General features: G+C 54.0%; 20 protein-coding genes and 1 pseudogene. 5 read left to right on the top strand and 16 right to left on the bottom strand.

What is annotated here, in order from left to right; genetic code table 11:
• Positions 1-160 precede the first annotated feature (160 nt).
• From ACR0EZ_RS21785 to ACR0EZ_RS21820, 8 genes are read right to left on the bottom strand one after another with little or no spacing between them, the layout of a single operon-like run.
• The gene (locus ACR0EZ_RS21785) at positions 161-1,525 is read right to left on the bottom strand and encodes an aminotransferase (RefSeq protein WP_480616875.1); all 1,365 of its coding nucleotides are present in this window, start codon (positions 1,523-1,525) and stop codon (positions 161-163) included.
• Positions 1,512-3,080 (bottom strand): trimethylamine methyltransferase family protein, encoded by a 1,569-nt coding sequence (locus ACR0EZ_RS21790; protein WP_480616876.1) that lies wholly within the window; start codon positions 3,078-3,080, stop codon positions 1,512-1,514. The genes ACR0EZ_RS21785 and ACR0EZ_RS21790 overlap by 14 nt, the downstream gene beginning before the upstream one ends.
• Entirely contained in the window at positions 3,073-4,305 is a 1,233-nt protein-coding gene (locus ACR0EZ_RS21795; protein WP_480616878.1) for an aromatic ring-hydroxylating oxygenase subunit alpha, read from the bottom strand. The genes ACR0EZ_RS21790 and ACR0EZ_RS21795 overlap by 8 nt, the downstream gene beginning before the upstream one ends.
• On the bottom strand, positions 4,302-6,365 hold the full coding sequence (locus ACR0EZ_RS21800) for an oxidoreductase (protein ID WP_480616879.1): 2,064 nt from the start codon (positions 6,363-6,365) through the stop codon (positions 4,302-4,304). The genes ACR0EZ_RS21795 and ACR0EZ_RS21800 overlap by 4 nt, the downstream gene beginning before the upstream one ends.
• A gap of 60 nt (positions 6,366-6,425) precedes the next feature.
• On the bottom strand, positions 6,426-7,508 hold the full coding sequence (locus ACR0EZ_RS21805) for an ABC transporter substrate-binding protein (protein WP_480616881.1): 1,083 nt from the start codon (positions 7,506-7,508) through the stop codon (positions 6,426-6,428).
• Positions 7,505-8,602, bottom strand: a complete 1,098-nt coding sequence (locus tag ACR0EZ_RS21810) for an ABC transporter ATP-binding protein (protein WP_480616883.1) — start codon at positions 8,600-8,602, stop codon at positions 7,505-7,507. The genes ACR0EZ_RS21805 and ACR0EZ_RS21810 overlap by 4 nt, the downstream gene beginning before the upstream one ends.
• Entirely contained in the window at positions 8,599-9,387 is a 789-nt protein-coding gene (locus ACR0EZ_RS21815) for an ABC transporter permease (RefSeq protein ID WP_480616884.1), read from the bottom strand. Before ACR0EZ_RS21815 ends, ACR0EZ_RS21810 begins: the two co-directional genes overlap by 4 nt.
• Complete coding sequence (locus ACR0EZ_RS21820) at positions 9,384-10,241, bottom strand: ABC transporter permease (RefSeq protein ID WP_480616886.1); 858 nt, start codon at positions 10,239-10,241, stop codon at positions 9,384-9,386. The genes ACR0EZ_RS21815 and ACR0EZ_RS21820 overlap by 4 nt, the downstream gene beginning before the upstream one ends.
• Before the next feature lie 139 nt (positions 10,242-10,380).
• Here ACR0EZ_RS21820 and ACR0EZ_RS21825 point away from each other — a divergent pair, with 139 nt between their 5' ends.
• Positions 10,381-11,016 carry a TetR family transcriptional regulator C-terminal domain-containing protein gene (locus tag ACR0EZ_RS21825; protein ID WP_480616888.1) on the top strand — a complete coding sequence of 212 codons (636 nt, stop codon included), beginning with the start codon at positions 10,381-10,383 and terminating at the stop codon, positions 11,014-11,016.
• 342 nt (positions 11,017-11,358) lie between these two features.
• On the opposite strand, the gene ACR0EZ_RS21830 is transcribed toward ACR0EZ_RS21825, so the two are convergent.
• From ACR0EZ_RS21830 to repA, 5 genes are all read right to left on the bottom strand, one after another.
• Positions 11,359-11,640: a type II toxin-antitoxin system RelE/ParE family toxin gene (locus tag ACR0EZ_RS21830; protein ID WP_480616890.1), complete on the bottom strand. Its 282-nt coding sequence runs from the start codon at positions 11,638-11,640 to the stop codon at positions 11,359-11,361.
• The gene (locus ACR0EZ_RS21835; RefSeq protein ID WP_480472954.1) at positions 11,637-11,921 is read right to left on the bottom strand and encodes a CopG family ribbon-helix-helix protein; all 285 of its coding nucleotides are present in this window, start codon (positions 11,919-11,921) and stop codon (positions 11,637-11,639) included. Before ACR0EZ_RS21835 ends, ACR0EZ_RS21830 begins: the two co-directional genes overlap by 4 nt.
• A gap of 141 nt (positions 11,922-12,062) precedes the next feature.
• On the bottom strand, positions 12,063-13,112 hold the full coding sequence (locus ACR0EZ_RS21840) for a helix-turn-helix domain-containing protein (protein WP_480616892.1): 1,050 nt from the start codon (positions 13,110-13,112) through the stop codon (positions 12,063-12,065).
• A 206-nt stretch (positions 13,113-13,318) separates the two neighbouring features.
• Entirely contained in the window at positions 13,319-14,293 is a 975-nt protein-coding gene (locus ACR0EZ_RS21845) for a ParB/RepB/Spo0J family partition protein (RefSeq protein WP_480616894.1), read from the bottom strand.
• A gap of 1 nt (position 14,294) precedes the next feature.
• On the bottom strand, positions 14,295-15,476 hold the full coding sequence (repA, locus tag ACR0EZ_RS21850; RefSeq protein ID WP_480616895.1) for a plasmid partitioning protein RepA: 1,182 nt from the start codon (positions 15,474-15,476) through the stop codon (positions 14,295-14,297).
• Positions 15,477-16,435: 959 nt separating this feature from the next.
• Here repA and ACR0EZ_RS21855 point away from each other — a divergent pair.
• Positions 16,436-16,693 carry a type II toxin-antitoxin system ParD family antitoxin gene (locus ACR0EZ_RS21855; protein ID WP_480616897.1) on the top strand — a complete coding sequence of 86 codons (258 nt, stop codon included), beginning with the start codon at positions 16,436-16,438 and terminating at the stop codon, positions 16,691-16,693.
• Positions 16,690-17,034: a type II toxin-antitoxin system RelE/ParE family toxin gene (locus ACR0EZ_RS21860; RefSeq protein ID WP_480616899.1), complete on the top strand. Its 345-nt coding sequence runs from the start codon at positions 16,690-16,692 to the stop codon at positions 17,032-17,034. The genes ACR0EZ_RS21855 and ACR0EZ_RS21860 overlap by 4 nt, the downstream gene beginning before the upstream one ends.
• A 56-nt stretch (positions 17,035-17,090) precedes the next feature.
• Here the strand turns inward: ACR0EZ_RS21860 and ACR0EZ_RS21865 are convergent, their stop codons facing one another.
• A complete protein-coding gene (locus ACR0EZ_RS21865) occupies positions 17,091-18,146 on the bottom strand; it encodes a tyrosine-type recombinase/integrase (protein WP_480616901.1) in 1,056 nt (351 codons plus the stop codon).
• Between the two features lie 318 nt (positions 18,147-18,464).
• A complete protein-coding gene (locus tag ACR0EZ_RS21870) occupies positions 18,465-19,721 on the bottom strand; it encodes a hypothetical protein (RefSeq protein ID WP_480616903.1) in 1,257 nt (418 codons plus the stop codon).
• Between the two features lie 106 nt (positions 19,722-19,827).
• On the opposite strand from ACR0EZ_RS21870, the pseudogene ACR0EZ_RS21875 reads away from it, so the two are divergent.
• A pseudogene (locus ACR0EZ_RS21875) lies at positions 19,828-19,986 on the top strand (DDE-type integrase/transposase/recombinase); the annotation flags it as partial.
• Between the two features lie 190 nt (positions 19,987-20,176).
• On the opposite strand, the gene ACR0EZ_RS21880 reads toward ACR0EZ_RS21875, so the two are convergent.
• Positions 20,177-20,665 carry a MarR family winged helix-turn-helix transcriptional regulator gene (locus ACR0EZ_RS21880; RefSeq protein ID WP_480616905.1) on the bottom strand — a complete coding sequence of 163 codons (489 nt, stop codon included), beginning with the start codon at positions 20,663-20,665 and terminating at the stop codon, positions 20,177-20,179.
• Positions 20,666-20,782: 117 nt separating this feature from the next.
• Here ACR0EZ_RS21880 and panB point away from each other — a divergent pair, with 117 nt between their 5' ends.
• Positions 20,783-21,643: a 3-methyl-2-oxobutanoate hydroxymethyltransferase gene (gene panB / locus ACR0EZ_RS21885; protein WP_480616907.1), complete on the top strand. Its 861-nt coding sequence runs from the start codon at positions 20,783-20,785 to the stop codon at positions 21,641-21,643.

Here is a 21,643-nt window from a genome sequence, read left to right on the forward strand (position 1 = left end):
CGTGAACAGGCCAAACACACGACAGTACTGACGGACCGCCGCTATCAACGCAGAAAACACTTGCAATGCAGGCGCCACCCACACAGGACATTTAGGACGGAATACAAATGCTGCAGTGGCATCCCGGTCTGCGGACATCCACAACAGTGGCGCAAGCTCTTCATTGTTCACTGATTCCGCCAAGCCACGTTCGTGTCGCTTCAAGCCCTTTGCGCAAGATAGAAAACATCTGCTCAATTTCACTTTCGCTGATGATAAGGGGCGGTGAAAGAACACACATGTTGATAACAGGTCGAACTAATAACCCACGTTTTTGGCATTCTATATCGATCTGGCCGCCAATCTCGTAGTCGCATCCCAGATCGCTCCGGGGATCACCATCGACTGAGCATTGTACGCATCCCATCAACCCCATCCCGCGCACATCGGCGACGATATCAATCTGTCGCAAATGCTGCAGCTGATCCTGAAAAACCGGAGCGACTATTCGAACGTGTTCAAGAAGCTCTTCCCGTTCAATGATCTCCATGCTTTTCAGTCCGGCGGCCACGCTAACCGGGTGGCCAGAATAGGTGTAGCCATTTGAGAAGGTAGCATCTTTTCCTGTAACGTCTGCGATCAATCGGTCAGAGATAATCGCGGCACCCATCGGCGCATACCCAGAGGTCATACCTTTGGCGCAAGTGATTATGTCTGGTTGAATGCCGAAAATAGCCTCTGAGGAAAACCAATGGCCCAATCGCCCAAAAGCTGTCACCACTTCGTCGGAGATATACAGAACATCATACTTCTTGCAGATGTTTAGGCAGCCTTGGTGATATCCCTTTGGCGGCACTATCACGCCACCAGATGCCAGAACCGGTTCGGCGATAAAAGCGGCAACATTTTCTGGGCCAATCGCCAAAATGGCGTTTTCAAGATCGGAAACTTTCTCTTTCAGAAAGCTCTCTTCGCTTTGACCAGGTGCACGGTAGAGCGGATTCACGTCTGGCAGGAAATGTGCAAGGTCATCGGCCTTGTCGAGCCAAAGCCGGTCACGCTCTTTTCCACTGACGCTCGCCGCCAAGTATGTGCTTCCATGATAGGCTTTTTGCCTGGAAATGATTTTCTTCTTCTCGGGTCGACCCAAAAGGTTGTTTCGAAAATGGACAAATCGGATAGCCGTATCCACCGCGGTGGAACCGCCGGTGGTAAAAAAGACATTGTTCAAATCGCCAGGCGCACGTTTGGCGATTTCGCGTGCGAACCGCGTGGCAGTCGAGTTGGTGTTGTTGAAAGGCGAGAAATAGGCAAGACTCCGAGCTTGCTCAGCCATGGCCTCGGCCATCTCCTCTCGCCCATAACCGATCTGGGTGCACCACATGCCGCCCGGTCCGTCGATCAAGCGCTCGCCTTTTTCGTTCACCACATGGATGCCGCTGGCACTTTCGACAAAAATACGGTTGTTTTTGCCCAAAGCTTCCATCCCTTCCCACGGGTGCAGGAAGTGATCGTTGTCCCATTGCTTGGCGTTAGAGTTGTCCATGGTGGGCCATGCTTTCTGTGCTCATTACAATGGGGAATTCTTCGCGCACCTGAGTGTCCGAAGCGCCGAAGTAGTTAGGGAAATGACTGTTTAGAATAGAATTTGCCTTGTCACGGGCGCGGTCCAGTAAGTCTGTTTTGCCTTCGTTTTCCCATGTATCTGTGCGCTCACGATCCATAAGCCGAGGGTAGACAAATTCGGTGTTCATATAGTTCAGCGTGTGTGGGGTGCCGAGAAAATGGCCAGGGTCGATGGCACACTGATGGATCACATCTACCGCCATGGTTTCATCTGTGACCTCTATCCCGCGTAACGATCGCAGGATCATGCCACCCGCTTCGTCATCGATGACCATGCTTTCAAAACTGCACCCCATCAGGCTGCCGATCATCCCCCCGAACTCGCATAGACGATTTGCACCAGCATGAGCAGCAAGCGCGAAGGTCAGTGCCTTTTCCAGCCCGTACTGCGCATCGGGTATTTTGGCATCGGTCATGCCTGCGCCAACGGATGTGGGAAGGCCATAGAAATTGCCCATCTGAATGGCTGCCGCCCCGATGAGAGCCTGTTCGCCGCTGCCGCCGGTGAACGACCCGCTGCGCAAGTCAGTGATGAAGGGCCACGCTGCAAAGCAGATCGGACAGCCTGGTTGGATGAGGTTCACGATAGCAACACAGGCCAGCGTTTCGGCCACGGTTTGCACCAATGTTCCCGCAAGCGTCGCGGGGGCTGTGGCCCCAGCCTGAGGAGGCACAGCCAGATCGACAGTCAGGCCAAGTTTGGCGGTATCAATCAGGATCTCCATATTTTCCTTGCCGATCCGCAGGGGCGAAACCATTGGGCAGCCGCCAAAGATGACGCTTGGCTTTTTCATGAAAGTCCCTTCACCACCCTGGGCGAGATCAAACATGCGAATGGCGTGCGGGATATGACTGCGGTCGCGAAAGGTCAGGCAGGCAGGCTTTTGGCTACCTGCGAGCATTGCATATATAGTGTTCATATCGTGGGCGAAATCATCGGTCACATCGGTGGCCAAAACCGTGTCGCCCAGCATATGGATGTTGTCCAAGCGGTCCACCAGGCGAGTGAAATCATAAACGTCGCGCAGAACCGATGGACGATAGGACTTGGTCTCGGAATCGAAGGTTGTGACGGCGGTGCCAGAGTTGGCGAAATAAACACTTGTCGCCGAGCAATGCATGTCGTCTTTGCCTTCACGCTCTCCTCGTGCATAGACGTAAAATTCCCTGGCAGCACCAGCCAGGATGTCTTCCATCAGGGCGCGGGGGAAGCACAGTCGATTGAGGTCATTCATCACCGCGCCCTTAGGCAGAACCAGATCTAGCAATTCCGGGAAATGGTCGGTAACGCCGGTGTTTTCCAGAACGGTTAACGCCGCTTGGTGGATGTTTTCCATATCTGCTTGGTTCAACGGTTTGTAGCGTCCGCCACTTAGGCCCCCACGTACGGCCTCATTGCCCGTTGTCGCCTGTTGAACTTTTATGCGCGCGGCCCGCCCGCCGCCACCGCGACGGCGTGATTTTGCCTCAACCATTACCGGCCATCCTTTGTTCTGGTTCCGGGCTGATCATGGTGAAATAGAAGTCATAAAAGTCCTGGATCGACGTTTCCATTTCGCCCAAGGGGCCTGGTTGGAAGTATTGAGAATTTACGCCGGACTGGTTGTGGCGAATGATGCGTTCGTCATCCAAAGATGTGACATGCCAAAGCCAGGTCAGGTCATCTTTGTTGTAGTCTTGGCCTTCTTCGGCGTTCGCGCGAACCAGCCAGACCACCTGAATGTCGGTTTCTTGCAGGCCGCGTGGAATGAAACGGTAGCCGACCATGTGATCCGAATAGATTAGGAACCAATTTAATGGACCAATGTCAAAGTCAGTTGCACCGCCATCGAAACCCTTCAACGTTCCAAGCAATGGCGCAAGCGACTCGCCCGATTTGCTGCCGGTTTTATAGCCCGGATAAAGCGGATAGCGCCGATAGTACCCGCTGGTGAACGGGGTGGGTGCAGCGTCGCCGACAAGTGCCAATTCATCAGGTGACAGCCCGATTTCCACAGCCCTTGCCTTTAGCGGTTCGATCAAACCAACCATGTCTTTCGGCGATTTCAGACTATGGGAACGAGAATACTCTTTGTGCGCTGGCCCGCAGTGGTAGCATTCCAGATAGTTCTCCACTGCTAGTTTCCAATTCGCTGGAACGGGAAATGACGCCGTATGCGCTACTTTCAGATCGTCAAAGCCATAGGGCTCGACAAGTGGCAAAAGTTGAGTAAGGACAGGATCAAGCGCTGGTGTATCAGCATCGGCACAGACAAAGATCAGGCCTTTGAAGACACTCACCTGAACGGAAAAGAGCCCGAATTTGGACGGGTCAAAATGTTCCCCCATATTGTGGCTTGCGCGAAGTTTTCCCGATGGCTCATATGTCCAGGCGTGATATGGGCAAACAAGAACACGGGCGTTGCCGGACTGTTCAGTGCAGACGCGAGATCCTCGATGGCGGCAGACATTCAGGTGGGCGCGAACATCACCATCGCGGTCGCGAACAATGATGATGCTCTCCGGGCCGTAGTCGAACAGGAAGTAGTCTCCGGCGTTTGGGATTTGGCTGACATGCCCTACCCAAAGCCAGTTGCGGTTCCAGACTTGAGCAATGTCATAGTTATAGATGTCTTGCGAGGTATAGAAATCACGCGGCAGGGCGTGGCCGTACTGGTGCGAAGCTATTAACGCATCCAACTCAAACGGTCGGCTGTTCATCTCATTTCCTCCAAATCGATTATCTCGCGGCGAAACCAAACTTGGTCTGCTTCGGCCTTGGGGCGTTCAAAATCGCGGGCGGCGCGGTGGCCCGCGAAGACTGCGTCCACAATCAGTCCCGGAGACGCGGCATCGCCAATAAGTTCGAGGGTCTTCAACCCAAGCCCGCGCAAGCGGTCATAAAGCGCTGTCTCACGCTGGCGTTCAGTGACCAGAATTGTCGAGGCACAAGGAATATCTGTTTCGCGACTTGTAAAAGCACAACCGATGCGTGCCATTTCACCTTCAACCGCCGTCAGCACCTGATTGCAGCGAATGTCGATGCCAAGCTCAATCAGACGGGCCTGAATACGAGGCTGCTCCAAAGTATTGACGGCGTAAGCTGAGACCAAACTCTCCGGCGTGACAAAGACCACTTGGTATCCGGCGGTCGCCAGTTTTTCGGCGATCACTCCTGCCAAATAGATGTGGTCATCATCATAGATCATCACCGGGCCATCCGGAGGCAGAAGACCGTTCATGATGTCATCAGGCGTCAGCACTTTGGTGCTTTGCTCAATCTGCGGTATATTGCGTTGCGTGCTGCGCCCCACCCCATCAGAGCGCCAATCGCTGCCAGTGGCCACAAAAACGTGTTCGACGCCAAGCTCTGCCACCTGATCGCCATCAAGCCTGCTGTCGGTGAACAATTGGACGTTGCCACGCTGCTTCAGATCATTCAGGCGATAGTCGACGACGCGGGACCAAGCTGCGAGGCCGGGAAGTTTGCTTTCCTTTGCAACACGTCCACCAAATTCAGCAGCCGCTTCGGCCAAGGTCACCTGATATCCTCGCCTTGCCAATTGCGTGGCGCATTCAAGACCGGCAGGGCCACCGCCAATAACCAAAGTATCCGCGTTGCTCTTTTTCGGCGCGATGATCTCGGGGTGCCAGCCGCGGCGCCATTCCTCGCCCATTGTCGGGTTTTGAGTGCAGCGGATCGGGACGCCCAGATTGTCGGATGAGACGCAGATGTTACAGCCGATGCATTCGCGGATTTCGTCAATGCGGCCCTCTTCAATCTTTTTCGGAATGAACGGGTCTGCGATGGAAGGTCGCGCGGCTCCGATGAGGTCTACAATTCCCTTTTTGACCATCGACAACATCATATCGGGGGACGTCAGGCGACCGACACCGACCACGGGTTTACGTGTGACCTGTTTGACATGCGATAGAAACGCGTTCTGATACCCGTCCTCAGGCTGAAAACGGGTCGTGGCACTGTCATTAGACCAGTCGGCTACATTCACATCCCACAGATCCGGGAGGTCGGACAAAAGCTCGACCACGGCTCGGCCTTCTTCGGCGACCTGCATGCCGCCGGCGCCCATCATCTCGTCAATTGCAAAGCGGAATGCCACGGCACAACTGTCGCCTACAGCTTCGTGAGTGTCTTCCAGCAATTCGCGCGTCAAACGCACACGGTTTTCAAGCGACCCACCGTATTCATCGCTACGCTGGTTCATATGGGGCAACATGAAATGCTGCGCCAATGTCATATTGTGTCCGGCATAGACGTAAATGATGTCAAATCCGGCGTCTTTCGCGCGCAAGGCGGCCTCGCGGTGCCAGCGGCGGAATTCCCGTATATCGGCCTTATCCATGGCCCGCGCCTGCTTGGGATGCGTCGTGTCGACGGACATCTCGGAAGGTGCAAGAACCGGAGCGCGGGTCAGCAAGTTTTGCGCATGATTGCCATTGTGCACCAGCTGGATGGCCGCCAGCGCCCCATGCGCATGTACCGCATCCGTCATCAGCCGCAACGCAGGCACATCGCGCCCGTCCCATAGCCGTCCTTCGGCATAAGGAGACAGGTCTGAGGTCGGGTGGATTTCGGTTTCCTGATTGGAAACCACCGCCCACCCGCCTTCTGCCTTCATCCCACGCACGGCTGCATCCGCCCGTGGGCGGAGATGCCCCAGTCCGGTGCAGTGGGGCACTTGATAGAAGCGGTTCCTAGCTGTGACTGGCCCGATCTTAACCGGTTCCAAGAGCAAAGCATATGGGTTCGCGTTCGACATGTTCACGCGTCTTCCTGTATTTGGGATCCGGAGCCCAATGGCCCCGGAAATGTGGTTGTATTAGAAGCCGGCTTTGATCCGTTCAAATTCCGCCAGCATTTTTGCCTCAAGCTCGGGGTTCACCGCATCGAAGAACAAACTACCCTCAAAGAAGCTTTTGGGATCGGAGAAACCATAAGCTTCGATGTTGGCCTGATCGGCAGCTTCGAACGCTTTTGCATTGGAATGCGGGTACCCCCAGTTGTCGATGATGTACTGACCACTGGCAGGGTCAGTAAGTGCGTTCAACAGATCATAGACCTGATCGACTGGTGTGGTGGAAGATTTCAGATGCACGTAACCGCACGCCCAGGTCGCGATACCTTTGTCGACGTCTCGCATCATTGCCGCAGGCACCTCATTCCAGATCAGGTTCAGCTCGGACTGGTTCCAGGCCCAACCCAATTCGATCTCACCACTGGTCATGGCTTGGTCAAACTGACCCGCATCGGACCAGTAAAAGCGCATGTTCGGGTGGATCGAGCGCAGGAAGTCAGACGCTTCCTTAAACTGCTCATCGCTCAGGTTGGTGTAGTCGTCTGCATTTCCAGTAGCCAGCGCCGCCAGCGCATATGCGGATGATGCGGCATCCGGGACAGCGATCTTGCCTGCATACGCCGGGTCCGCCAACAATTGCAGCGAGATATCGTCCGCGGAGATTTTGTCAGTGCGATAGATAAGACCCGTATTCCCCCACTCGAACGGCAACATATAAAGCTGGCCGTCCAAAACAATGGCGTCGACTTCCTTGATCTCGGGCAACACATCGGCCCAATTGGTCAGTTTGCTTTCATCGAGCGGCTGGATCAGATCGGCTGCGACCCATTTCCTGACCGCGTCGGAACAAGGATGCGCCAGATCAGCTGTGAAACCCGAACTTAGTTTCGTAAAGGCTTCCTCCTGACTTCCAAAATAGGAATAGCTTGGCGCCTCATTCCCGTACTTTTCCATGTAGCTGGCAAAGAACCCGGGATCTTCATATCCCGACCAGTCAAAAACCGTTAGATCAGCGCCACTTGCTGTGGCACTTCCTGTACTTATTGCCGTCGCGCATGCGAAGGCCGCAATTCCCTGAAGTCTCATTCTATCCTCCCGCTGTTTCACTTAGTGTCTGTACCAAGATCGATCACGCTTGCCCCCTGAAGCCCCAGCCAAACTGCGTCGCCGCTTTTGAAATCGACCGTGTGAAAATAGTTTGGAACTGAGACCGAGATTGGTTCATCAGCTCCTGCTACCATAATGTGGTAGTGAATGTTCTCGCCATAGAATGCGACGTTGCTGACAGTGCCCTGAACCGTTGATGGGTAGTCTTCAGGTCTTTGAGCAGCGATTTCCAATTGTTCTGGGCGAATACCGATGTTCATGTCTTGAGAACTGGTCACAACGTTGGGATTTCTCTCGATCTCAATCCGCCCGAAGGCGGCCGCATCAATCGACAACATATCTCCGGTTTCACCCAACAACCGGGCAGGCAGTATGTTCATCTCACCGATGAAACTGGCCACTTGCTGATCACAAGGACGGGCATATAGCGTGGTTGGTGTATCCACCTGCTTTAGCCGTCCGTTGAACATCACGCCAATACGATCGGACATGGTCATCGCCTCATATTGGTCGTGTGTGACCATCACAAAGGTGATGCCGAGCGATTGCTGCAAATTGCGCATTTCAAACTGCATCTGTTCGCGCAACTTCTTGTCGAGCGCTGACAACGGCTCGTCCAGCAACAAAACTTTGGGTCGCATGATCAGCGCACGGGCGAGCGCCACCCTTTGCCGCTGCCCGCCCGACAATTCGCTTGCGCCGCGACCCTGAAGACCTCCAAGCTCGACCATTTCTAGGGCTTCGGCTACGCGCTGGTCGATCTCAGCCTTGGAGGCCTTTCCCCGTAATCCATAGGCCACGTTGTTCCCGACGTTCAAGTGCGGGAAGATGGCGTAGCTTTGAAAGACCATGTTTGTTGGGCGGTTGTTGGCAGGGACACCTTCCATATCCTGGCCATCGATCAGCACGGTGCCCTCGGTCGGTTCCTGGAAGCCCGCGATCATCCGCAATACCGTGGTCTTGCCGCATCCCGATGGGCCAAGTAGCGAGAAAAACTCGCCCTCTTTGAGATCGAGATTGATCCCACTAGCCGCTAGGAATGTGCCATAGCGTTTCTCGACGCCCCTGAGTTCTATGATGTTACCGTCTGTCATTGGACCTCTGATGCGGATGAGCGGCGGCGGAAATACTCGGCCAGCACCAAAAGCAGAACCGAGGTTAGCAGCAGGATAGAGCCCAAAGCTAAAACGTTTGGAAGTTTGGCGGGGAAACGAATCTGGCTCCAAATATAGACCGGCAGGGTTGGCTGGTTGCCGGACAGGAAAAAGGCCAGGACGAATTCGTCGAAGCTGACCGTAAAAGTGACCAGCATACTCGCTACGATACCGGGGGAAACGACCGGCAACGTCACGCGGCGGAAGGTTTCGAACACGCCGACGCCCAGATCGTAAGATGCCTCTTCTAGCGACATGTCAAAGTCATCAAAGGCAGACTTCAGGATAGAAACGGAAAACGGCAAGGCGAGGAACGTATGGCCCAGAATAACGGTCAGCAAAGACGGCTTGAGACCGATAAACAAAAAAAGGACCAGCATTGATGAGGCCACGATAATGCCCGGTATAACCAAAGGCAGCATCACCAGTCCTTCAGCCGCACGCTGACCCCGAAAACGATAGCGAACAAAGGCGCGAGCAGCAAAAAGCCCCATTGCCGTGGATAAAATTGCGACGACCGTGCCGACACAAAGCGAATTCCAAAGGGCTTGGATCAACGTATCCTGCTCGCCTAGTTTCCGATACCAGTCCAGTGTCCAGCCCTTGATCGGAAAGGCAACGATTGTACCGCTGTTGAACGAGAACAAGGGTAGGAAAAGGACCGGCAGATAAAGGAAAACCAAATACAGGAAAGCGTAGGCTGTCAGGGTTGAAGGACGTTTCATCTGATACGCCTCCCAAGCCGGGTGGCGACAATGACAAACACTATGGCGACGAAGCCAACCGACAGCATCGCGATCAGTGACAGCGTGGCGCCGAGGGGCCAATTGTTGGCGGCCCCAAACTGCACTTGAATAAGGTTGGCGATCATCTTCCCGTCCGACCCGCCGACCAGTGCGGGGGTAACATAGTCACCGACCGTGGGGATGAAGATGATCAGGCAAGCGGCAATAATTCCCGGCACCGTCAGCGGCAGCGTTACCCGCATGAAACGTTGAAAGGGGCTGTTTCCAAGATCGGTTGCGGCCTCCAACAGACTTGGATCGATTTTTTGCAAGGAGACGTAGATCGGCAGGATCGCAAAGGGCGCCCAGGCATGAGCAAGTGTTAACACGACTGCGAATTCGTTGTAGAGCAAGAAGTCGAGCGGTTCGCTTATCAGACCAAGCGCCATAAGTGCGGAATTCATGACACCATTGAACCCCAGAATGAGCTTCCAGGCAAAAACGCGCAGTAGATAGCTGGACCAAAACGGAATGGTAATTAGAAGGAGCCAGATTGTCTTTTTCCGTGCCTTCATCGCGATAAAATATGCAATGGGATAAGCCAGTGCGACGGTAACCGCTGTAACAGCTCCGGCAATCCAGATCGACCTGAGCATCAGGTGTCGAACCAACGGGTCAGCAAACGCGTCGCGATAGTTTTTCAGCGTCGGGGTCTTTTCGAGCGTTACGTAGGTTTGGGTCCAGAATGAATAGGCGATCAAGATCAACAATGGCGCCGCCACCAGAAAGCCCACATAGGCCGTGGCTGGTGCGCTGAGGGTATAACCCCGGGACGCTTCGCTACGAAAGATCACCCAACCTCCTTTCTCGATTTTCGTGAGTCACTAATGGACGATCGTCCATTAAATGTTGCGCCAGAACTGCCTTTCGTGTCAATATTCCTGTGAGATAGACCTGCGGAATGCCTCCAAGTGGTTGTAAATATTGAAAAAAATGGATAACATCAAAGGAAAAAAGCGCGGATCGAAGCGTGATCCAGAGGCGAATAAACAGCTTTTGATCAAGGCGACTCTGGACACTATCGCGGATATTGGAGTTACCGATACGACGGTCAGCCGCATCTGCGAGCGTTCTGGGTTATCACGCGGAATGATCCACTTGCATTTCGGGGGGAAGGACAATTTGCTGACGGCAGCGGCCCAGCATTTCAGTGCCCAATACTATGCCGAGATGGACAGATTGACCGGTCTGGGCTCGGATGCATCGCCCGAAGACCGAGTGATGGCTGTGATTGAGGCGGATCTGTCCGAAACTCTGCTCAATCCAAGAAGTACAAAAATCTGGCATGCATTCCGAGGCATCGCGAGCTCGCATGCTGGCATCGCCCGTTACAGCAGCACTCAGGATCAAAAACTTGTCGAGACCTTGCGGCTTGCGTTTAAGGAGATAGCTCACAAAAACGAGCGTGACCCAAACTTGGTGGACGATGCCACCGCCGGAACGCTGGCTTTGCTGGAGGGTATGTGGGTCAATTACCTAACGGATATGCAGGGTTTTTCACGACGACGCTCTGTTGATCTTATCAGACGTTTCTTGTGCGGACTTTTCCCCGGAAAGTTCAAATTGTGAGATTTCGGGACGCTCAGATTTGAGACAGAAAAACAGCATCTTCTAGGAAAGCCGACTGCTGGTATTGGCGAATTCTCTAGCGTCTAAATGCAACACCCCCGTGCATTGGACGAAATCCAACGCCCGCTTCCCCCCGAAGAAAGGTTTCCATTGCACGTGCAGCGAATGACTGCTTCCCGCCCATTTTACCGAAAACAACTGGACTTTGGGCTATTCGGAAGCGGTACTGACAACAGTCAAGATTCGCCCTCTGTGCAGAAACTAGAGGTCGAATAGCAGAATAAGTTCGATTTCTTACCCCCTAGCCTGCCCGGCTGATGCCGCCAGTTTAGACTCCGGGTTTTAATAGTCTGCGCCCTGCCGGGTATCCCAAAGACGCAGAATTTCTATCTGAGTGGGCATTACACGATAGATTAGCGTAAATGGGGTTCGCGGTACTGAAAGCTCTCGTACGTCTTGGCGTGTGTCACTTGGGTGACCTGCATACGGGTTTGCTGCAAGAGTAAGCTGAATGGCTTTGAGCTGTGCTCGTGCCCTTTCGCTGCCTTCAAGAAAAACTGACGTGTAGTAGTAGCGGAACCATTGAATGTCCCGGGCCGTATCTTCGAGAAATACAATTTTCATTGGCTATTGGATTGCCCGCTTGCGACCGGAGCAGAGAGCTCATTCTCGGTATCCCAGCTGTCTATCCAGGCATTCATTTCGTCTGCCGTGATGAACTTACCTAGATCTGCTTTTTCTACAGCTGCATCAATGGCTGCTCGCTTTGCGGCCTTGGATTCCAACATCATTCTAATTGCTCGAACAGCGAGCTGCGCAGGCGGCCGATCTTCTATCGCAGCTTCTCGTTCCAGAGACTTTCTCAAGTCTTCATCAAGACGGATTGAATATGGGCTGGTTCTCATCGCAATCACCGGTTTCCGCTGTGTAGTACAATGTAATACATCCGCATTCTATTTACAATAGAACGATGGGATGTACTTCTTCTGTTGCGCTGAACTCATAAGCGAGATGTGAATTCATAAGTACGGCCTGCTCGTCCGTGGTTATTTTGAGTTTTGCACCAACAATGCGGTTGGCTGCATGTCTCCCCGATCGATCTTTGACGTCAGAGAAATAAAATAGGCCTGGTGAGATTTTATGTTCTCCGCTCGTTGGAAAATATATCCTAAAACCATGAAACGGAGAGCTGGGCCATGTGTCGATTTCATAGCATACCAAGTCTGACCAAGTCGTAGGTATTCGGCGATTTCGTCCATAAGACGGTCACAATGCGGCTGATCCCGGGCGAAGCGGAGTTCGGAGCACAAGCGTGGAAAGTTGCGCTCCATTTGATCTGGAGAAACTTGAATCTGAGAATGTTCTTCTTTCTTAACTATCGGATTCAAAGAGTACTCTTTGTGCCCCTCAATTTCATGGTCATTGGCCGTCAAATTTTCTGTATCTGCTTGTGTTATCTGGGAGATTTCCGCAGAGATTTCCGCCAGGAGGTTGCCTAGTACATTTGCATCTGGTTTGCGACGCAGAGCATTGCGTACGGTGGCCATCAAATCTGAAATCGCCGTGTCGTCTGCTACGAGTCTTCTGAGGTTAGCCAGAGCGGCCGAAACTTTGTCGCGGAGTAAAGTGAACTCGAGAGCGCGATCAGCATGCCTCTGGGCTTCCTGGATTAACTCGGCATACCTTTCAGACAAGGGCATAAGGGACAGTCCAGTTGCGGTAACCACCCTGCCCTGTCGGTCCCGGCGCGCCCAACGTTTACCATTTGCGCTCATGACGCGACGGATAAGTCCAAGCTCAACCAGCGTCGAGATATGGCGCTCAACAGTCTGTACGCTGACATGAGTTCGTTTGGCGATTGCCGCGTTGGAGGCGAAACAAATGTGATGTTCATCCTGATCCGCAGCAATCTGATCCCCGCTCATAAAGGAAATCATTGCCCTCAGAACATTGAGAGATGTGGATTTTAGCCCAAGAGTTTCTCTGGCCTCTTCAACGGCGCGAAGAAGGTTCCATTTTTTGGGCATAGTAGCCCCCTGCCCTGCCGTTCCCGACAAGGTTGCTCCGCTCGGAGCCAATGCTGTTAGTGTTTTCATAAGATTTTGTCAGCAGATAAAGAAAACCTGTTCACCCAGAGGCGTTTTTTATTGTGTCGTGATTCGCGGGCTGTTAGGGTTTAGGTGTCTAATCTATAACCACTAGTTGGTTCTCAGCCCTCGGAGCCTCAGGTTTCGGGGGTTTCTTTTTGCTTTTCTCCTTTTTTGCTCGTTGCCTCATGTAGAGTTAACAGATGTTAACTCGCTTACTCCTCGGCGCTTTCTTTGAAGCGCTCGTAGGAATCTTGAATGATTTGTCCAAGGTTGTCCGAAAGCCAACTGGTGTAGGCTTCATTGTCCCCTGCCCTTATGATCGTCATGTTCACGGCCGAATTGCTTGTCTTGATAACAACGTCGGGCGCCGGTCGGATTTCTTGTGCTTCTTTCTTGGGTTTCAAAATGCTTAGAAGCCCGTTTAACCGATCGTCTGAATTAGCAACGCTGAGCGTCTCCAAGAGCTTTTTAGCCTTGTCCGCTGTTATCACCCCTTTCCGCAAGGCGTCGGCGAGTGCTGTCCACTTGGGTCGTCCGGATTTCGGTGCCGGGCCAATCATATCCCCGAGATCGTCCGGAATATCGTTTGTGACTCGTTCCAACTGCGATAGCGTGTTCTTAGAAATCGCTAGAGCTGTGATCGCTTCCGAGCGGTCATATCCCTGGTTTAAAATTTCGCGCGCGAACCGGGCCCTCTCGTAATAGCTGAGGTCAACCCGGGAAGAGTTCTCCAAACCCTTAGCCTGAAGCGCTTCCTTATCATCAAGTGTCCTTACCAGCGCGCGAACAGGCTGGTCTAGATACTGACAAGCTAAGATGCGACGGCGGCCGTAGATGACCTCGAAGTGACCGTCGACTTCCTCAGAAGGACGCAACAGGACGGGAACTTGTTGGCCTCCTGCGTCCTTGATGCTTTCTGCAAGTTCCAGAACAGCTGAATCAACGTTCGATTCCGAATTGGAGTTAACAGGTGTTAACTCGATCCCAAGCCTATCTTTTGGACCCCACGGCAAAATGAGTGTTGTATCGATGTCTTGGATGCCTCCAGCTCCAACACGGACCGATGCGATCGTCCCGCGTGGAAGTGCCGCATTGGCGCGTTCCGTTTTCTTGGGTTGAATTGGCGGGTTTCCGGCTGCCGCTGCAATTGCTGCAGCCATGCTGGTCTTGTTTTGTTTAAGTGCCATTTCAACGGCCCCATGCGGTTTGAATCATGTTTGATACTTCGTGCCCAACGGCATCCATACTTGATCGGGCGCGGTCATAGGTCGATCTCGTCATTTCCGATCGAACGACTTCGTACATTGTCATTTTCAGCATCGCGGCATCAGCAATGGCAGTGCTTCGCAGAGCAGTTGCACCGATTACTCGATCCTGAAACAACGCCCGCATTAAGCTAACAATTTGCTGAGATGGTGTGTCTGAGGGGTCGTCCCGTGTTATGAGGAACCGGAAATTGTCATGGACGATCGGAATTCCTGAGTTTTCAAACTCTTCCAGATATGCCGAAGTCATTTCAAGAAACTGCTGCGTAGAGGCTACGTCCAACATGCTCGGTGTCAGCGGCACGATGACAGACGTTGCCGCGAATAACCCCGCCAGCGTCAGGAAGCCCAAAGAAGGCGGGCTATCGATAATGATCACATCATAGTCTGACTCCACCGTCTCGATTGCATTGGCGAGCCGATTATAGAAGGGGACACCTTTTCGGGCGTAGACAGCGGTTTCCGTTTCAAACTCAGACAGGATCAACTGAGCGGGGGAAAGATCCAGGCCGGGAAAGTATGTGGCCCGAATACACTCGGACATTGGGACCGGATCCTCATAGCGCAAAGCATCATAGATAGAATTTCCTTCAAACTCTATCTCTGGCTGAATTCCACAAAAACCGGTCAAGCTACCCTGTGGGTCAAGGTCGATAGCCAGAACGCGATAACCTTGAAGCGCAAGATAGTGACATAGGTGAATGGCCGAGGTGGACTTTGCACTGCCACCCTTGAAGTTCATGAGTTGAATGACTTGAAGCCGATCGTTGTCACGACGGCCGGGGAGATACTTGCCGGGCTTTCTCGAGCTGCCTTCAAGAATCTGACGCATCGTTTTGATTTCGGCGCCGGAATAAAAACGCCGGCCGTTTTTGTTGACTTCCGGCTCTGGAAGAGAGCCCTCAGCATGGCCTTTTCGCAAGAATTGCCCGGTTGTGCCGAACAGGTCGGCGACCTCTGTCGCACTGAAGAGGCGGAGGGTCTTTGACAGCTCAGGAGAATACGCCTGAGTCAAGTGGGTCGTCAGTGCAACTTGTAGACGATCGGAAATTTCACGTGTAACGTGAGACTGCGTCGTCGCAGCAATTGGTGTTGTCTGTAGCATAGTTGCAGTTTTCCTGCTCATTTTTGTATGGTTGCGCAACTTGAGTACATTTAGGCACTCGTAATCCGATTCATGTCAAGAGAAAAATCAATAACTTGTGGGTCGCTGCGAGACCTGCACAAGCGTCCTGAAGTTAACAGCTGTTAACTCACACCTCTGCTGAGCGCTTGAGAAGCGCTTAGAGGTTGCATGGAACCGATAAGAATTCAGTCTCCGAGTCGGTATTTTGAAGGATGCCTGACCTTAAGTGCAATGTTGCTTCTTTGAGACCAGCAAAGCCTAATTTCAAGCCCAGCAAAGTGTTCACATCTTATCGAATCTTCAGAAAAGTAACTAATCGAATGCGATGCTTCACGTCGCTCCAATATTGAATGCGCGGATTTTCCTGACAACCGTCGACTATTTTATTGACGTGATAGGGCAGGGCGGATGGCTTTCGAATAACAGATTCTCTGCGCCATCTAGATACCGATGTGGTTCTGTTTTCGCTGGAGTTGGTCTTTGAGGTATTATCCCGTGACAGTACAAAAACTGATGCTGCAGATCAATTGAACCAATGTTTCTTCTCCATTTTTAAGGCGTTCGCTCGGCCTTCGGCGACACCATTGTCGTCATGGTGTTTCTGCTCTTGTGGCATGGAGCGGTGCGGTGACAATCGCATGGCGGATTGGCTCAAGGGCCCTCAGAGGCCACTGGGTCACAAACTCTGACCGCAGTCCATGGATTGATACGTGTGATCTGATAAATCGCATCCGGGTTGAGGCGCCGTTTCAAAACACGTTCGTCCGTCCTTGGAGGCGTAGTGGAACAAAACTCATCTTCTTCCCAATCAAGAGAAACCAGCTTGCTATAGTGCTACTCAGAAATGAGACGAGCTCGACTAAACTACTTGGGCTATGTCCTCAATCGTTGAACCCACAGTCTCGTTGGCATATATTGCCATAGAGGAGGCTTAAGTCATGGTAACACGCAATGTCGTACTTACTGAATCGCAGGATCAACTGGTGCAGAATCTGGTTGCGTCCGGTCGCTATCAGAACGCCAGTGAAGCGTTGCGCGCCGGCCTTCGTCTTTTGGAGCGGGAAGAAGCGGGCCTGGTATCTCTCAAACAAGGCCTGCAGGATGGTGTGGCCCAGGCTCAGGCTGGAGATCTGGCAGAGGGCAACGGTTCGGATGCGATCCGTCGTGCCTTTGCAAGGGCACGAACCGAAGCGTGACCAGACCCTTTCGACTGACACGCCGCGCCGAAGCCAGCCTGGTAGATATTGCCCGATGGACCATCGACAAGTTTGGACCGCATCAAGCCGATCTTTATGAACAAGAACTGATAGCGCGCTGCCAGGCCATCGCCGAGGGTAGGGTGGCCAGCCGCAGCTGTTCTCTATTGGTCGAGGAGTCGGTAGATCTCAGATATGTGCGGGCAGGGGAGCACTTTCTGGTCTACCTGGACCAGCCGGATAGCGTGATCATAGTCGATATCCTGCATTCCCGTTGTGATCTGCCGCGTCATGTTTCCGCACTGGCCACGTTAACGGATGCGGCAGGGGGCAAGACATAAGTGCGAAAGCCAGCCTATCTGTCAGGCTGGGATTTCTTTGATCACTCAGTGAATGCTCACCCCAACAGAACGGTCGCCGGGTTTTCGGCGATATCGACATCGTCGTAATATTTCTGCGCCTGCGCAAGAGAGCGGTGCAGCGAGAGGCGCATGGCGGCCTGGATCGGGGCCCCGTCCAGCGCCGCTTGCGTCAGGAAGCCCGAGCGCAGCCCGTGGGGCGAGGCAAACCCCTCGGGCAGCCCCGCCAGTTTCAACCGGTGTTTGACGATCTGTGCGATCGCATCCGGGGTCAGGCCGCGTTTCAGCACCCGGTCGGCTTTGGAGACGGGGCGGAAGAGGGGGCCATCACTGATCTGACCCACCTCGATCCAATGCACCAGCGCCTGTGCGGCGCGGCCCTTGAGCACCAGGCGGGGCGTCTCGCCCTTGCTTGTGGTCTTGGTTTCCAGCAGAGACAGCCAGACCACGCCGCTTTTGTCGAACTCTTTCAGCGAGACGTCATCGCGCCTTAGCCCGGTGATCTCGGATCGCCGCCGGCCACCGCTGGCCCAGCCCAGCATCAGGATCGCCCGGTCGCGGCAATCCCGGCGCGAGCCCGGGCAGGTGGCCAGCAGTTGCTCGAGAATGTCACGGGTGATCGGGTGCTGCGACTTCGGGGCAGGGGGCCGGGCGGCGGCGCGGCGGGCCTTGGATCGGGCCTGTTTGACCTGCGGGGCGTCAAAGGGTGAGGCGAGGTTCTTCATCCGGTGAAAGGCCAGCCAGGAGGCAATGCGCCGGTCCAGCGTCGACGGGGCCGGGCAGGCCAGCGACTTGCGCAGCCCCTGCGCGATCAGCGCCTCTGCCACCTGTCGCGCTCGGTCTTCAGGCGGCGCGTCGTTGAGATCCCGGGCGTGATCGAGAATGAAGGCCAGCGCTGTCGCTTCCGCTTCCGGCCAGCGCAGCGCCAGATCGAACCGGGCGGCTTTCCAGGCGGTGATGTAGAGCAGATCCCGCTCATAGGCCCGCAGCGTATTGGCCGGCGTGCCACGCACATAAAGATCGGTCAGTGCCTCCTGATCTTCGGCAGAGAGGGCCGGGGAGGCGGTGGGGAGGTACGGCGTGGGCGGTGTCATGGGCGCTATTCTGCGCCATTTCCAGGCAAAATCAATCACTGCTGATAAGCGATACTTATCGGGATAGATAACGATTTTGAGATGCTGTGAAGGAAGTGAGCAAAAACGACTAATTTTGCGCGTAGAGAGGGTGGGGGGCAAGTTTATCACAAACTTTTCAAAATCCATGGCTAGCGTTTTACTGATCATACTGGAATTACGGGGCGTCAACATCTTCAGTGCCTCTCGCGGCAAGGCAACTCTAGCGTCCATGTCGCGCAGACTTCGCGCGGAACGCCGGTACCAGGGTTGGTACAGCGGTTGCCATCGGGCAGTGTCCTATCGGGTTGAAATAACTGTTCCGGGCAGGTTCAAGTCGTCCTCGTGCCAGTCCGCCAGAACCAGATCTTCTTCGGTGAAAGCGCGCGCGGCGAAGTCTGTTTCACCTTCTTCGCGCAGGATCTCGTGCAGGTCCGAGACGTCGCCCGCTTTTTTTGTGATAAGAACGGTGCGGTGTAGAAGGCCGTAGTGCCGGATCGACCGGAGTTCGCGGACAACCGGCGTGCTATCCCCATCCCGGCAATCCACGACGATGAGCGGGCACATACGAATGAGGTAGTAGGCGACGTTCTCCCAGTATTGCGTGCGTGAGCGTATCGACCACACCCTTGGTGCAGTGGGGTCCCTGTAAAAGGCGGACATGGTCGGACTGAACCGCTCCATGATCTGGCGCTCGCTGTGATACACGGCGCTGTGGGATTGGCCAAAACGGTCCAATAGAGCGATGCCATTGCGTGGGGCCCAGCTGAGGCGCAGAATGCGAAAGACTTCGAACTGGAAGTATTGCGAGGCCGCAAAGAACACCCAGACAGGCGGCAGAATACCAGAGACCGTAATCAAGACCCTGGCAGAGATCACGGCGGTGGCTGCAATCCCACCTGCTATTGGATGCGGGGCGTCTACCCAGAGAAATGCGCCCAGGGCGATGATGGGCAGGTCGGCGATGATGGGTACGAACCAAAAGAAATCGCGGGGTGGGCCCATCATGCGCAGATGCAGCATGCGGAGCACGGCCAGAGGAAACTTTCTGCCATAGATGCGGGCCGAGGTCCGGATGCGGGAAAAGCCGCCCAGAACGGCAGCGCTGAAGATAAATGCTGCTGAAGCGATGGCAAAAGCAGGTCCCCACCATCCCAGAACTCTCGTTTCCGGGTTGTTGCTGGGCACATCTTGAAGAAGCCAGACTAGACCACGTGTACCTGCACGCTCAAGCGGCCCGAATGCGACCAGTAACAGGCCGATGACCAGGATTTGCCGCGCGAGAACGCTAAGGACAAGTTTGCTGACACCGGGATCTATCTTCTGGCCTTTGGGCAAGTGCGAAAAATGCTCGTTCAGAAAGTGACGAGTATGGTCCAACAAGATCCAGGCGACTGCGAAAACAAGCCCGCTTAAGAACCAGCGGACGGCGCGGCGGGCGAAGTCTGTCGATTCGGCCAGAAAGGACCAGTCGCCCGATTGGAACAAGGCAATGGCCAGCGCCGCCGAGAGAGACACGATGAGCCATCGCGTAATCCAGTTGAGCATATAGCGCATGTCCAACTCCTGCACTTAATCCGTCGGCTTGCACGTGCAGCTTCGCAGGTCATGCGGGTTGGATGTCAATGGCCTTGAGCCGGCAGCTCGGCTTGTGAGGTATTCACCGATGGTTGCTGCGCGAGCGCAATCGAAGAAACGCCCAACACTGAGTTCACGGCGCATGAACGAGACATACGTTCGTGTTTACGCTAAATGAATGTACCTCTATCGGGCCGTAGACAAAGCTGGAAATATCCTTGATTTCATGCTGTCTGAACGGAGGATACGCCCAAACAGCATGACGTTTCGCGACACCAGCGCCGTTCAACCAGCGACCTGACAAGCTTTTGCATCATCTGTTCAACTTGGATGTCATCCAAAAGTTAGCGACAAAATTTTATGTCAGACCGATTTCGAGGCGCGTCTTCAAGTCAATCCGACCTTGATCAACAAGTCGGAGACCCTTCCAGCCTTTATTCTTCGTTCAGCTCCGTGACATTGATTGCCAGTTTTAGGAGTATTTTCGAAAAAGCTTTGCGCTCATCAGCACTGAGCACCGCTAAAACTCTGTCTTGTCTTGTCTTGAGGTATTGCGCGGCCTTGTCTTGAAGGGCTCGTCCGGCGGGTGTGATCCTGAGCAGAGCCTGTCGTCCATCCTCAGCATCAGGTGAGCGCTCTATATATCCTTCCGCCACCATCCGATGAACAGCTCGGGATACGGTATTGCGCGGCCTGCGCGATATGTCTGCGATGTCTTGCGCCTTCATTTCATCGAAGTGCGCCAGACAGGCGAGAAGAACGAACTCAGCGCGAATGACTCCAAAATCGCGCTTGATGGCATCATAGGCTGGTCCAGCGATTGAACCGGCCAAATAAGTGATCCGGTAAGCTTCAGGAAAGCCAATCGTTTCAAAAAGCGAGGTAAAATCCTCGGCTGCCTTGCCCTGCTTTACTTGCGTCACGCGTGCTTTCCCTTTCCCGGCATCTCCGGGCTTGCCAGAATCGTTAGCTCATTGCAAGTTGTTCCAAGTGGAACTAATCTTGCATGTGTGAAACCTGACACCGAAGGAGACGGCGATATGTCTGGAGCGCGCAGTCGGCTGACCATTCCTGACCTCGCGGCCAAGAAAGCTGCAGGTGAACGCCTGGTTATGGTGGCCGTTGGTGAGGTGCTGACTGCCACTTGGGCGGAGCGCGCCGGTGTGGACATTGTAGGAGTTGGCGACAGTCTGGGTATGACACTTCACGGGCATGAAAATACTCTCGCGATAACGGTCGACCAGATGATCATGCATACGCAAGCAGTACGACGGGGTGCGCCGAACACTATGAGTATAGTGTCGATGCCCTACGGGTCTTATGCGACGCCAGACGTTGCCGTGAAAAACGCTGTTCGGATGATGAAGGAAAGCGGGGCCGATGCACTCAAGGTGCAAGTGGGTCGTGAAGGAGCGCATATCATAAGCGCTGTCGCGGATGCGGGCGTCCCGGTGATGAGCCACGTAGGACTTTTGCCGCACAAAGTGCATTTGTTTGGCGGTTTCAAAATACAGGGGCGGACGGCAGAGGCCGCGATGGAGATCCTAGAAGACGCACGCGCCATTGAAGCGGCAGGAGCCATTGGTCTCGAGATTGAGGCAATGCCTTATGAAGTCGGGAAAGCCGTAGACGAAGCGGTGTCAATCTTCACTTTTTCGATCGGATCAGGATCGGCTGGCACCTGCCAGTTATTGAATGGCTACGATCTGATTGGTGCCTTTGACACATTCAAACCAAAATTCGCAAAACGGTATGCAAACCTGGCTGAGATCGCCACTGCGGCCTTCGCTGAATACGCCGAGGACGTTCGGTCCGGAAACTTTCCCGACGCCGATCACAGCTACCAAATGAAACCCGAAGAAATCGAGCGCTTCGCAGCGTTGTGCGCCACAGGAGGATGA

This window comes from Ruegeria sp. AK4, assembly GCF_056541025.1.

Excerpts from the sequence above, each read along its gene's own strand:
- ACR0EZ_RS21785 (WP_480616875.1), bottom strand. The coding sequence starts at position 1,525 with ATGGACAACTCTAACGCCAAGCAATGGGACAACGATCACTTCCTGCAC.
- ACR0EZ_RS21790 (WP_480616876.1), bottom strand. The coding sequence starts at position 3,080 with ATGGTTGAGGCAAAATCACGCCGTCGCGGTGGCGGCGGGCGGGCCGCG.
- ACR0EZ_RS21795 (WP_480616878.1), bottom strand. The coding sequence starts at position 4,305 with ATGAACAGCCGACCGTTTGAGTTGGATGCGTTAATAGCTTCGCACCAG.
- ACR0EZ_RS21800 (WP_480616879.1), bottom strand. The coding sequence starts at position 6,365 with ATGTCGAACGCGAACCCATATGCTTTGCTCTTGGAACCGGTTAAGATC.
- ACR0EZ_RS21810 (WP_480616883.1), bottom strand. The coding sequence starts at position 8,602 with ATGACAGACGGTAACATCATAGAACTCAGGGGCGTCGAGAAACGCTAT.
- ACR0EZ_RS21815 (WP_480616884.1), bottom strand. The coding sequence starts at position 9,387 with ATGAAACGTCCTTCAACCCTGACAGCCTACGCTTTCCTGTATTTGGTT.
- ACR0EZ_RS21825 (WP_480616888.1), top strand. The coding sequence starts at position 10,381 with ATGGATAACATCAAAGGAAAAAAGCGCGGATCGAAGCGTGATCCAGAG.
- ACR0EZ_RS21830 (WP_480616890.1), bottom strand. The coding sequence starts at position 11,640 with ATGAAAATTGTATTTCTCGAAGATACGGCCCGGGACATTCAATGGTTC.
- ACR0EZ_RS21835 (WP_480472954.1), bottom strand. The coding sequence starts at position 11,921 with ATGAGAACCAGCCCATATTCAATCCGTCTTGATGAAGACTTGAGAAAG.
- ACR0EZ_RS21840 (WP_480616892.1), bottom strand. The coding sequence starts at position 13,112 with ATGAAAACACTAACAGCATTGGCTCCGAGCGGAGCAACCTTGTCGGGA.
- ACR0EZ_RS21845 (WP_480616894.1), bottom strand. The coding sequence starts at position 14,293 with ATGGCACTTAAACAAAACAAGACCAGCATGGCTGCAGCAATTGCAGCG.
- repA (WP_480616895.1), bottom strand. The coding sequence starts at position 15,476 with ATGCTACAGACAACACCAATTGCTGCGACGACGCAGTCTCACGTTACA.
- ACR0EZ_RS21855 (WP_480616897.1), top strand. The coding sequence starts at position 16,436 with ATGGTAACACGCAATGTCGTACTTACTGAATCGCAGGATCAACTGGTG.
- ACR0EZ_RS21865 (WP_480616901.1), bottom strand. The coding sequence starts at position 18,146 with ATGACACCGCCCACGCCGTACCTCCCCACCGCCTCCCCGGCCCTCTCT.
- ACR0EZ_RS21870 (WP_480616903.1), bottom strand. The coding sequence starts at position 19,721 with ATGCGCTATATGCTCAACTGGATTACGCGATGGCTCATCGTGTCTCTC.
- panB (WP_480616907.1), top strand. The coding sequence starts at position 20,783 with ATGTCTGGAGCGCGCAGTCGGCTGACCATTCCTGACCTCGCGGCCAAG.